The sequence below is a fragment of the Leptospira jelokensis genome, assembly GCF_004769635.1.
Lineage (GTDB): Bacteria > Spirochaetota > Leptospiria > Leptospirales > Leptospiraceae > Leptospira_A > Leptospira_A jelokensis.
In genome coordinates this window covers 745,368-757,744 of record NZ_RQGH01000026.1, presented here as the reverse complement: position 1 = coordinate 757,744, position 12,377 = coordinate 745,368, and the positions used below count along the sequence as shown (strand labels likewise).

General features: G+C 39.4%; 11 protein-coding genes. 4 read left to right on the top strand and 7 right to left on the bottom strand.

Annotation, left to right across the window (positions count from 1 at the left end):
- Positions 1–113 precede the first annotated feature (113 nt).
- Entirely contained in the window at positions 114–806 is a 693-nt protein-coding gene (locus tag EHQ62_RS13540; RefSeq protein WP_135643576.1) for a nitroreductase, read from the top strand.
- Positions 807–870: 64 nt separating this feature from the next.
- Positions 871–1,473, top strand: coding sequence for a class I SAM-dependent methyltransferase (locus EHQ62_RS13535; protein ID WP_135643574.1), 603 nt, complete (start codon positions 871–873; stop codon positions 1,471–1,473).
- A gap of 82 nt (positions 1,474–1,555) precedes the next feature.
- On the opposite strand, the gene EHQ62_RS13530 is transcribed toward EHQ62_RS13535, so the two are convergent.
- Positions 1,556–2,047, bottom strand: a complete 492-nt coding sequence (locus tag EHQ62_RS13530) for an ankyrin repeat domain-containing protein (protein WP_135643572.1) — start codon at positions 2,045–2,047, stop codon at positions 1,556–1,558.
- Positions 2,048–2,071: 24 nt separating this feature from the next.
- Between EHQ62_RS13530 and EHQ62_RS13525 the strand changes: the two genes are divergently transcribed.
- Entirely contained in the window at positions 2,072–2,899 is an 828-nt protein-coding gene (locus EHQ62_RS13525) for a prohibitin family protein (protein ID WP_135643571.1), read from the top strand.
- 792 nt (positions 2,900–3,691) lie between these two features.
- On the opposite strand, the gene EHQ62_RS13520 is transcribed toward EHQ62_RS13525, so the two are convergent.
- The 6 genes from EHQ62_RS13520 to EHQ62_RS13495 form a co-directional block, all read right to left on the bottom strand.
- Positions 3,692–6,679, bottom strand: a complete 2,988-nt coding sequence (locus EHQ62_RS13520) for a TonB-dependent receptor (protein ID WP_135643569.1) — start codon at positions 6,677–6,679, stop codon at positions 3,692–3,694.
- Positions 6,680–6,796: 117 nt separating this feature from the next.
- Complete coding sequence (locus EHQ62_RS13515) at positions 6,797–7,372, bottom strand: hypothetical protein (RefSeq protein ID WP_135643567.1); 576 nt, start codon at positions 7,370–7,372, stop codon at positions 6,797–6,799.
- Positions 7,373–7,436: 64 nt separating this feature from the next.
- The gene (locus EHQ62_RS13510; protein WP_135643565.1) at positions 7,437–9,233 is read right to left on the bottom strand and encodes a hypothetical protein; all 1,797 of its coding nucleotides are present in this window, start codon (positions 9,231–9,233) and stop codon (positions 7,437–7,439) included.
- 160 nt (positions 9,234–9,393) lie between these two features.
- Positions 9,394–9,651, bottom strand: coding sequence for a hypothetical protein (locus EHQ62_RS13505; protein WP_135643563.1), 258 nt, complete (start codon positions 9,649–9,651; stop codon positions 9,394–9,396).
- Between the two features lie 54 nt (positions 9,652–9,705).
- Entirely contained in the window at positions 9,706–10,728 is a 1,023-nt protein-coding gene (gene mltG / locus EHQ62_RS13500; RefSeq protein WP_135643561.1) for an endolytic transglycosylase MltG, read from the bottom strand.
- Between the two features lie 45 nt (positions 10,729–10,773).
- The gene (locus EHQ62_RS13495) at positions 10,774–11,868 is read right to left on the bottom strand and encodes a UDP-N-acetylmuramate dehydrogenase (RefSeq protein ID WP_135643559.1); all 1,095 of its coding nucleotides are present in this window, start codon (positions 11,866–11,868) and stop codon (positions 10,774–10,776) included.
- Between the two features lie 50 nt (positions 11,869–11,918).
- Here EHQ62_RS13495 and EHQ62_RS13490 point away from each other — a divergent pair, with 50 nt between their 5' ends.
- On the top strand, positions 11,919–12,278 hold the full coding sequence (locus EHQ62_RS13490; protein WP_135643557.1) for a Spx/MgsR family RNA polymerase-binding regulatory protein: 360 nt from the start codon (positions 11,919–11,921) through the stop codon (positions 12,276–12,278).
- The last annotated feature ends 99 nt before the right edge of the window (positions 12,279–12,377 follow it).

Here is a 12,377-nt window from a genome sequence, read left to right as displayed (position 1 = left end):
CAACTGGTCTGTATGATTTTTTTTCTAAATAATATTTTTCCCTTGTTCGGGTCGGTAAAAAAGTTCTTGCAAATACATACCGACCGGTATGTATGTTTTTTAGAAGGTGAACGATGAACGAAGAACTAATTCCCATCCATGAAGTGGCAAATACAGTGAGTGAGGCAATCGAGACTCGCCATAGCATCCGGGAGTATGAACAAACACCCATCCCGGAAGAAGTTTTACAACGTATCTTTGCAAAGGCACTTCGAAGCCCAAGTTGGAAAAACTCACAACCTTGGAAAGTCCACATTCTCAGTGGTGAAAAACGAAAGGAACTTGCAGAATCTCTCACCAATGCCGCCAAAACTTCCAACCCAATTCCAGAAACCAATTGGCCCGAATCCTATCCGAGTGATGCCAAAAAACGGATGTTTGATTTGGGTATGAAAATTTATGGAGTCGCAGGCATCGACAGAAAAGACAAAGAGGCTCGAGACCAATTTATGCTTCGAAATTTTAGTTTTTTTGGAGCCCCTACTGCTGTTTTCATCACATCCAAATTTGATCTGAATTTTTTTGTGGGAATCGACCTTGGGTGTTTTTTACAATCGGTTTTACTTTTAGCCAGAGAAGAAGGCCTTGGCACTTTTCCCCAAGCAGCCCTCGGCGCGTTTCCAGACGTTGTACGAAATGCACTCAACCTTCCTAAGGAAGAAAAAGTGATCATGGGACTAAGTATCGGTTATCCAAAAGCAAATTCAGAACTAAATCGCTACCACACTCCAAGAGAAGGAGCCGACGATTTAATTCGATTCTATTAAAAAATCATTTCTGATTTGGAAACTTTGGTATAAGATACTCCAACCAACAAAAGGTTAGGTCACGATGTACGACAAAGATTTCTGGAACGAACGTTATGCGAGTGAAGAGTATGTTTATGGGAAGGATCCAAATGCGTTTTTACATTCTCGACTTCCCAATTTAAAAAAAGGAAGGATCCTTTTCCCTTGTGAAGGAGAAGGCAGGAATGCGGTGTTTGCGGCAGGACTTGGTTGGGATGTGTTTGCCTTTGACCAATCAGAGTCAGGTAGGCAAAAAGCCTTGCAGTTGGCGAAGGAAAAAAATGTAAATATCCATTACGAAATTTCAGATGTCCTCGGTTACCCTTATGCTCCAGAACAAATGGATATGGTGGCACTCATCTTTTGTCATTTCCATAAATCCATTCGAACAACTGTCCATCGAAATTGTGTTCGCACCTTAAAACCAGGTGGGCTTTTGTTGCTGGAAGCCTTTTCTCCAGACCAGTTGCAGTACAGCTCAGGTGGCCCAAAAGATCCTGATATGTTATGCCATTTAAAAGACCTACGAATGGACTTCGCGGAAATGAATGTAGAATACGAAGAAGCTTTAGAAGTGGAACTCAACGAAAGTCCGTTTCACAAAGGCAAAGCGGCGATTGTTCGATTGGTGTTACGAAAGGTTTAAACATAGGAAGTAAATCCAATCTAGGAAACATGACCAAAGATTTTTATTACCTAGCATAACACGATGAATGCGAAGGAGTGGTTCATAGAGAATTTAGGTATCTCAGGATTCCATCTTCTCCCCGCTCTTCCGCAAGATCAGAGATGCTCACACCACCTACTGTTTTTGCCTTGGTTTCAGCACCTGCCTTTACCAAAAGTTTCACCAGTTCTAAATTGCCACGATACACAGCACGATACAAAGCAGTTTCTCCCATGGTGTTTCGAAGGTTGACGTTGGCACCTTTTTGCAGGAGGAATTTGGTGAGTTCAATTTCTTCTTCATCCACTGCTTTGATGAGGGAGGAATTTCCAAGAGAGTCCTTCGCGTTCACCGATACTCCCTGGGCCAAAAGGGATTTTACCATTTCTAAGTCCGCTTTGTCGACGGCTTGGAAGAGACGTAATTCCAAACTGGGAGGTGTCTTCACGACAGTTTCGTCCTCGGCACACCCAAATCCCATCAATGTAGTCAGAAAAATGATGACAAAAGGAATTAATTTTTTGAAAAATCGGCTCGATACAAAAGGCAACATCGGATTTAGTCTAATAGTTTAACTATGAAACGTCGATCCATTTTTCAAACCAGTTTCCAGTTCGTTCCCGTTTTAATATTCGGGATCTTGTCTGTCTCGTGTATCTCCATCATCAATCCGGGGGAAGTGGGTCTGATGTGGCGACCCTATAGCACGGGCCTTAGCCAAAAACCTTTGGAGTCTCGGGTACAAACCTATATGCCTTGGAATAGTGTGTACATTTACTCAATCCAATGGAGTAGTTTCCAAGAAAAGGTTGAGGTGTTAACTCGTGATGATTTGACGATAACAGTCACAGCTGACATCATCATTCGACCCATTCAAAATGAAATTTATGAATTGGAAATGGAGATAGGGCGGGACTATTATGAAAAGGTTGTGAAACCACAATTTCGCACAGCCATTCGAAATATATTATCAGCATACAATATGGTCTCGATTTCAAAAGAGACACCTAACGTTTCTGCCCAGATCAAAAAATCACTTACCGAAAAATTAAAATACAAACATATAGAAATAGATGATGTGATTGTCGATGATGTGGAATACAGTCCGTCAATCCTAAAGGCGATTGAAAGCAAACTCACCAAACAACAAGAACAAGAGCAGATGAAATTTGAGATTAATATCGCGAAACGTGATGCAGAAATCCAACAGATTTCGGCGGAAGGAAAGGCCAAAGCAGTGTTAATCGAAGCAGAAGCTCAAGCAAAAGCTCAAAAAATGATTTCGGATTCACTCACACCAAAATACATCCAACTGAAAGCCATGGAAAATCCGAATAATAAATTGATATTTGTTCCCAATGGCAAAGATGGATTGCCCATCATTGTGAATCCAGATAACAAATAAATGATGCTTTAACGACCAATCATATTCGTTTCCGTTTGGAGGAAAAAAGATCGTAAACCACAAGAAGGTTCCAAAAGGAACCATCTTGTGAATTCGTTTGAGCCTTCCCTCAGCATTTTAGTTATCCCAGTCTATAGCGAAACCAAATCGCAAAACTGGTTGGTGGTTGATAACCATTGGATTGAATTTTAGATCATTCAGAATACTCTTATGTTAAATTCAAAAATGTTTTTGTAAATAACAGTAAGTACATTAATAAAACAAATAAGAATCCCACCAAACAACCGATTGAAATCAAAGAACTTTTTAAATTTAGCATCATCATTTTCACCTCAAAAACCATTCACATGAATGTTTCCACTAATTCCATTAAGGTTTTCCTATATCAATTTTCTACAAACCAATCGTCAATTGATTTTATCAGGATCCCATCTTTGCCATATCCAATTAGAATTTCCTAATATTGATTGTAGTTTAACAAAGATTTGCCTTAGATTTGTTAGAAACTTCGGATTTTTAGATGGATACAATCTGTTCGGTTAGGGATTTCGATGGTGGATACAGCTAAGAAGTAACGAAGGAGACGAGCAATGCATTTTGCAAACAGAAGTCGAGAGCTGTATAGCACAAGACTAGATGGTGTATAAGAGAAGAGAAGGGGTTGGTTCTTTTGTGCAAGAATGGAGGGGGAAAGAAGAGGAGGAGGTTTTGGGGAAATGATGGGAGAATTTGGAGAGAGGGAGAGAGAGAAACTCTAACCCCACTTAGATGGGGTTAGAACATAGATAAAGGTTAGAACTTGTAACTTGCTGACATGGAAAAGGAAACCCCTTCTCTGTAAGAACGGAAGAGACGCTCTTCATTCAAGAGTTCATCTTTGACGTAGATTTTAAACCTTTGGTCTGTTACGTTTTTAGCCGCAAATTTAAAGTCTAACTTTTCATCCATTCTATGTGAGAAAACGATATCTGTTAACCCAACTCCCCTTTCATACGCATCTGGTGTTCCGTTAGCACCAACGATGAAAATTCTATCTCCAAAGTAGTTATAATACAATCCAATCGTTGTAGTTTTTAATTTGTTGAGATAAACATCAAATTTTAAATTTGCAACGAAGTCAGATTGCCCTTGGAGAGGACGGCGAATGTTCGTTGGATCATAGGAGAATCCGCGATCATTTTGATCTAATAGTCCCGCCTTACCAACTGTGAATTGTTCCCAAGATATCACATTTACGAGCGATTTGATAAAAAATACATTGGTTTCAAATCGAAATCGATCAAAAAATTCTCGCCTAAAATCTAATTCAATTCCTCTTATCGTTGCTTTACTAGCATTTGCATAGGTAAAGAATGGTGAAATCTGACCTGCAACTGGTTGTCCAATTAACTCAATTGGATTGGATAAATCTTTATGAAAAAGACCAGCTCCAACATAATTTGCACCACCCATAAAATACTCATAACGGAAATCAAAGTTATGTATGTAAGTCCGTTGCAAATTTGGATTACCTCTAATTCGATCACCACCAAAATAAGGAGTGAATGCAAATGGTGACATCTCTCTAAAATCTGGTCTTGTAAGTGTTTGTGAATATCCAAAACGGAGGTTTTGGTCTTGTAAAAATTCATAAACAAAGTTTACGCTCGGTAACACATCGCGAGTTTTAATCACTCCGATACCATTGTTATCTGCAGGACAAACTTTGTTATTGATTAAAGCAATTCGCTCATATTCACTACCATAATCACAACCATAACCAGGTCTTCTTACATCAAATTGCTCTTTTAAGACGAAGGTCTTTACTTTTTGGAATGAGTCTTCGTAACGAGCACCACCAATGAATCTCACTTTAGGAATAAGTGGGATGTCAACCTGACCAAAATATGAGTGGAGTTTTTGGTTTGCATCATAAGCATTTGGTTCCACTTGGCGTTCGGAAAATGTTTTGTTTGCAACACCATTGGAGTTAGTTCTTACATATTCAAGTGGATTAAAAACAATTTCTCCAGGTACTAAATACAAATCAGCATTAGTTGCACCAACATTGGATTTGGAACCAAACTCCCTAAAGGTAAAACTTTTGGAACGGTCTAGTGCGCTACCTCCAATCTTAAGGTTCGATTTCAATCCATTCCACTGGTCAAAAGGGATTTCATACGATAAACTAAAACTTCTGACGTAATCACCAGAAGTTGAGTAAAAGCGAGAACCATCTGGGTTATTACCAAGCCTTGTTGGAAGGGTGGTTACAGATGCACCTTGTGTCCTTCTCCAGACTTGTTGTGTTAGGTTAGGTTCATCTCTTTTGGCTTCTCCATAATTGAATTGCCAGTCAAATGTATGAGCCCTACCCAATCCCCCTAAGTTTAACGCGTGTTTCCCGCCAAGACTTGAATTAAACAATTGGCGACTAATAAAATCGTTTGTAATACTGAAAAAGTCAAAATTGTCGCGGTTGTTTGTTCCGCTAGCTTCTCGAACAGATTTTTCAGATGAAATTGAGTAAAAATTCTTAAAGAAAAACTGTTGTCCAGCTTTTGGCTCAAAAGCAAAATTTAAATTGTTACCAAATAATCGTTCTTCTACATATAAATCAGCATCCTGTGTTTGGATTGCATTTAAAGTAGTGGCCTCATTTACAGTAGGTGCCAGCTGATTGATTGGCACGTATCGAGCATCTTTTTGTCTTCGGAATCGATAATCGACTGAATGTGTTGTACCGAAGATTACCCCAAATCTTTCGCCTGTTTCTGAAGCTTTGAATGTTTTTCCAATGGTAAAGTTGAAATTCTTATCGTATGGTGCTTTGGTTTGATCAGGAGTCCATTGTGAAGGAAAGGTAATCGCACCTAAGCTAATCAAACTTGGGTTAATGCCGCCGAATCGACTTCCAGGTTCAAATGGAAGGTAATTAGGGACAGCTTTCACAATATCAGGCAAACTTTGATCAGCTGTAGTTCTACCGATAAAGTCACCACCTTTGAAGGTTAACCATTTGTTTCGCGTGGTATTGGAATTATAACCTACACCCAAACCCAAACTCATAATAAAATCATCGGGGTATTCTTTCGTTTCAATTTTCACAAGTCCACCTGAGAATTCTGCGGATTCTTCAGGCACGAATGTTTTTATGATACGAATGTTTTTAATTAACGAGGCTGGAAATAAATCCAATGGAACCACTCGTTTATCTGGTTCAGTTGATGGTATGTAAGCATCATTTAAATAGGTAGATGAATATCGTTCTCCAAGGCCTCGAACAAATACATATTTTCCACCGATGATTGTGATACCAGTGACCCTTTTGACTACTTCATTAGCAGAGGAGTCAGGTGATTTTTTGATCGACTCAGCACCAATCGAATCTGATACGGATGCCGCCTTTTTTTGAAGTTGTAATAATGCCGCGTCAGATTCATTTACAGCACGATCTTTTACTTCAACGGTTTGTAACACTTGTGCACCGAATGTAACATTCATTTGGCTTGGTTTGCCAGCAGAAACTACTATGGTTCTATTTTGAGGACCATACCCATACATTTGGTATTCCACTTGGTAGGTGCCTGGAGGAAGCTCTAAATTGTATTTCCCATCAAAATCAGTTTTAGCAAACTTTTTTTCGGATCTTACAACGATTGTGGCTCCAAACACTGGTTCGCCGTTTTCAGAGTCAATGATTGTTCCCCTAATAGATCCTAATGATTGGGCATTAGTAAAAGTGGGTATCGATAATAAAAATGGTATAATACAAAGTATTATTTTCTTTGAAAGTTTCATAACTTGCCTGTTATCGGCAAGCTTTTCAATGAAAGATCTTAGGTAAACGAAAAGGACTTTGAGTTACGTTACGTTACCATGAATCATTTGTTACAAACATGTTACAAAAATTCAGGGTTAGGGGCCAAGCACTCCCACGATGAACTTACCTTCAACATCATACACCATCTTAATTTGTGTGATTTCAAATTTACCTTTCTTTGTTACGATCATGACTTTTGGTTTATGACCAATGATTTGGCCGAGCCTTCTAGGTGATTCCCAATCGATTGACTCTATTTTAAAACCGCTAGAAATCATAGAGTAAATTGATTCGATCGCAACGGCTTCTCTGGAAGACAAAAGTTTTTGATACTCATCTAATGGAGTATGGTCCAAAGTTGTTCCCAAACCATAGGTATTGGGAAAAATGATTTCAAGTTGTTCGTCCCAGCTTATAAAGCCATTTTTTGGAAACTGATATGTTTTGATTTCAGCAAGAAAGTTTTCAATCGCCTCATTCTTAGATTTGTAACCGCGATCTAAAACGTATTTCTCCTTTTTCTTTGAGAGGATTAGTTTTTGAGATTCTAATAATTTTGTATTTTGTTCTTTGTTCTGAAATTTTGGATCATCTCGCCAATCATTTTCTTTGCAAACATTAAGATTGATTGTGATAAAGATTGCTATGTACAATAAAATTTTTGATTTCATATTCTAAAAATAGGAAACCCCAGCATTTCTGCCAGGGTTTATTTTTTAATTCACTTTGATGTGATTATCGAGCTCTAAAGACTGCCCAATTTTCCCACCATTTCCCATCGGCTGCACCACCAATTCCAGCAGCGAATCCAGACCTCAAAGTGTAATCAGGTTTGGTTGACGCAAACCCACAATTTGACTCAGTATTGATTCCACCATCGGAAGTGATTGGTAAAGAAGTGATATCATATGTCACTGTATTCAGAGTTCCAGTAGTAGATTGCCCAGATTGTCCTCTTACTGTTGTTGCAGTTGCTGCGGTCACAGCGGTCGCAGTATCTACTCGGAAGCCTGAAGCATGTCCATAAGCAACTCCATTTGTGAGCGTCGCTTGCGCACCTTCTCTAATTCTTCCAGCAGTTCCTCCGGCGATTCCTGCACCTATCAAAGTGAACTTATTGAGAGTCACAGTAGTACAGCGAGCCAACAATGGCGCAGAAGGAGAATTACATGCGACGCCACCGTCACTGTGAATTCCATCCCATTCTAAACCATGAGGATCTGTGGAAGCAGATCCACCACATGCTGCAATGTATTTGTGTGAAATAAAGTTTGTGATTGTTGCTCCTGAACCAAGAGTAGATCCGCCAAAACCTTCATCTAAATCTAAATCGTCGTCCAAACCACCTGTTGCCAAGATATTAGACCAAGCACCAGTTCCACCCCAAGCTTCAAACTGGTCATCGAGACCTCGGTGTGCTTGCACATGATTTAATGTAGTGTTTGAGGCATACATACTTAAGTTGTTCAATTCATCTCCTGGGGCTACCTCATTTCCACCAAATTCGATGATAGTATAAGACATTTCTAGATTGCTAGTTCCTGGCAAACTTCCCGTCCCACCGTATCCTTGAGGAGTGGTTCCTTCAGTGTTGGACGCTCGAGTTGCTCCACTGTCACCTATGGTTACAATACCTCCCCAATCTCCAGGAAACCTAGATCCAAGTGAGCTTGCGGAAGACCAACAAATAGGATCGGCTGCAGTTCCATTTGAAACCAATTTAGAACCTCGTTTGAAAAAGATAGAAGATCCTCGCTGGCCAAACACGGCAGTCCCTGGAGTGACTGTAATCGTTGCACCGGACTCAACGAAAACTGTTCCTTGTAATAAAATACCACCTGACCAGGTTTCAGAACTTGAAATGGAACCTGATTTAATGACTGGACTACCAGTCAACCTACCACCATCACAAACGTTTTCTCCAACGGTTGGACTCTGCAGTGTATATTCACCTTTAACAAAAACGCTGATAGATTTCACCGTGATGGAATACCCAGTGTTTCCGCTTAAAGAAACTTGACTTGTATTACTTCGATCATTTAGATCTAGGTTTACAGCTAACTGACCTGTTGGACCTGTTACATTCGTAAAATCGCTTGCAGCTAATCCAGTTATCGTGGAACAAGAGGAAGCATTTGTTGCAGACGCAGCATCATTAGGAGTGAAATCCAATACTCCGCTTAATGATGGAGTTTTAAAAAGTAACGTAAACTCTCCGTCTGCAGTTCCATTTGCTGGAGGCGCCCCGGCCGTTACACAAGTGGTAAAATCAGATATCGTACCTTGACCACCTGTCAGAAAACCTCCGCCAGCAACATCAGCAATCGTAACTTTTCCATCTTTCATCGGAAGGTTATCTGCACCTCGCAATGTTCCAGTTAAGATAACAGTGTATTCTGGTTGGTTAAGTAAGAATAATCCAGCCAATAGCAGAGCCGTATTATCGTCTTTCTTTCCTGGGCAATTCACAGTTGTGAATCCCATGAGCGCGATGGATAAAACCACCAGGCTTTTTTTGAATGAATTTTTCATTGTATCCTCTTTCGAAATAATTCGAATTTGTTTTGCTAGCGGGTCTTCCCGATAGGGATTCGTTAAAATTCTCCCTCTAGCTATGAAAACTATGTTCTTTATTTGTTACAGAGGGATGACAAGCTAGTGAAGGTTTGGTAAAGGTTTCGTTAAAAGAAAATTAAACCTGCAAACGGTTTAGAATTTTTACAAGGTTACTTTTGATTCGGCGGATCTGGTCAGGCGTTAATTGCAATTCGCCTGACTCTGCTTTTTCAATGACTTTTTCGGCTTTTGTCACAAAGGTGATGGCTTCCTCATCGATTGCTTCTTTGCGTTTTTGTTTTTCGCGGTAGGCATCCAAAGCCTTTTGTACATCCAAAAGTTCTTTGGAGATCCCACCAATTGCAATGTTGAGTTCGACAATATTTTCGTTCATTTTTAATTCCCGTTGTGATTACCTGCTAACTATACATTCATTTTTGAATGGAATTTATTGGTATAAAACATCGATGAATTTCTTTTTTGCTTCTAAATGTTCTTTGAATGTTGAAGAAAAGTAATGAGAGCCATCGGGTTTCAAAAGAAAAAACAACTTATCGGATTTCATTGGTCGAAACGAAGCTTCTAAAGCTGGTAAACCTGGATTTGAGATAGGGCCAGGAGGCCAACCTCCGTTGATGTATGTGTTATACGGTGACACAATTTTCAAATCGGATTCAAATAATCGCTTTTTTGGTTTATCGAATAAATATTGTATGGTGGCACAGGATTCTAAATTGATATTCTTTTCGATACGTGTCAGAAAAACTCCTGCCATCATAGGCCTTTCTTCTTTTCTGACTGCTTCTCTTTCTACAATAGAAGCAAGCACAACACGAAAGTGTAAATCAGCTGGTTTGATATCTTTTGCTTCTGAAATGGTTTCTAGTTTTTTATAAAAACGTTTGATCATCATTTCTGTGATACGTTCTAAAGGATAATTTAACGGAACAGAATATGTCTCTGGAAATAAATACCCTTCTAAGGTTTTTGCTGGGATATTGTATTTGGTGAGTAATGCAGGGCTTTGTGCCACTTTTAAAAATTCTTCTCTCGATGGGGAAAGTTTTTTTGTAACTAATAGATCACCAATCTGTCGATTGTTGTATCCTTCAGGAACCGTAAATGTAACAAGTTTTACTTTCCCTGAAATGATCACATCCAGGATTTTTCTGGAACTCATTCCATCATTGATGTCGTAGACACCTTGTTTGATTTTATTTCCCGCTCTTGTAAACTTGATCAGGTAATTAAAATAAACACTGGATTTGATCATCCCAGCAGCAGCTAACTCGCGTACGACACTTGAAGAGGGTTCACCTGGATCGATGATGAGTTCGTATTTATTTTGGCCATCACCGACTGCTCCACCTTTGATTTCATCAACTACAAAAAAACTGATGAGCGCCAATACAAATAACAGCGTTACCGCCAATCCTGAAAGTATCAGGTATTTTTTTACTTTTGAGTTCATTCCATCCCCATCCTTCCCAATCTATCGACAATTACCAAATCTTTTTTATGGTCTGATCACAGGTTCTATTTCCAATTGGATCGAAAATGTTTCGTAAACACGTTTCTGGATCGATTCTGCCATTGCCAATAATGCGCTCGTAGTTCCCTTTATATTCATTAGACCCAAACAATGGTTCGTAGAGATACCCACACCACCAGGATAAATGTCCCCTTTTTTGATTCCAGAATGTTCGATAAGCCAAGCGGCAGAAAGTTTCTTCATACCATTTTTTTCATCAAAGATCGGTGGGTTCGGCAAATTCAACTTTTGAGTCAAAGAGAGAAAGGTATCCGTTTCTTGTTTTGAAATGATGGGGTTTGTAAAAAAAGATCCAGCGGAACGTGTGTTGGGATCGTTTTCATCAAGCACCATCGATTTTTTTTTCCTCAGTCCAATTATCAGTTCACGGAGGGAATTGATTTGAAACGTTCGGTCTTCGAATTGTGTTTGTGCATTTGTCTGTGATTGAGGATTACCCATTGTTATCGAATTCCAAATTTTTTTCACTTCCGGATATTCTAAACAAGGCTCTAAAATTTTGGACAGGCGAAACGTAACTGATGTTACAATAGATTGTTTCAATTTTCCTGACTTAAATTCACTATTTCGATAAGTAAAATTACATTCCTGATTTGATATCGTGTTTAAATTGCCTTGGTCATCTAAACATTGCACACTGATTATGGAATCTTTGATTTCTTGCCCATAAGCACCAATGTTCTGAATCGGTGAGGCACCAACAGATCCTGGGATTCCTGAGAGACATTCAATTCCAGTTAATCCTTGTTTTACGGTATATTCCACAAATTGATCCCAAGTGACACCTGCACCCACTTCATAAATGACTTCGTTTTCATTGGCGTTTATACATCTTATCCCTGGGATCTGTATTAAAAACACTACTCCATCAAATCCTGTGTCTCTAAAAATAGTATTGGATCCACCACCAAGAATGAGGAAGGGATGTGATTCCGTTTGGCAAAATTGAATCGCATTTTTTAAGTCTTCTATGGTTTTGATTGCGATCAAAAATTTTGCCTCCCCTCCCAAACGAAAGGAGGTGAGCGGCGCCAATGGGACATTGTTTTGGACCAACATAGTTCCAATAAAAAGTTTCCGCAAAAATCGTAAGTAAGAAAATCAGTCGTATGAGCCGATCCAAACTGAAAGTTTACGAATATTCTGGCTGTAGCACCTGCCGAAATGCACTCAAATATTTAAAGTCAAAAAAAGTAGAATTCGAACAACTCCCAATTCGAGAGACTCCACCCTCAGTTGCTGAGCTTAAAAAAGCCAAACAATACTTAGGTGATATTAAAAGACTCTTTAATACTTCTGGAAAGGATTACCGAGAGGGAAATTGGAAAGAAAAATTAGGTAAACTTAGCGAAGACCAAATTTATAAGGAACTTTCGGCAAACGGGAATTTGGTGAAAAGACCCTTTGTGGTGGGTGATGGTTGGTTTTTGGTGGGTTTTAAAGAAGAGGAATGGGGGGAGAGGGTTTAGGGGGTACACGATGGGTATTTGTATCCCCACCCGATTGAGGGTGGGGAACTAGACCCGCCACCCAATACATTCCACTTATCACAACTCACTCCCTTTTGC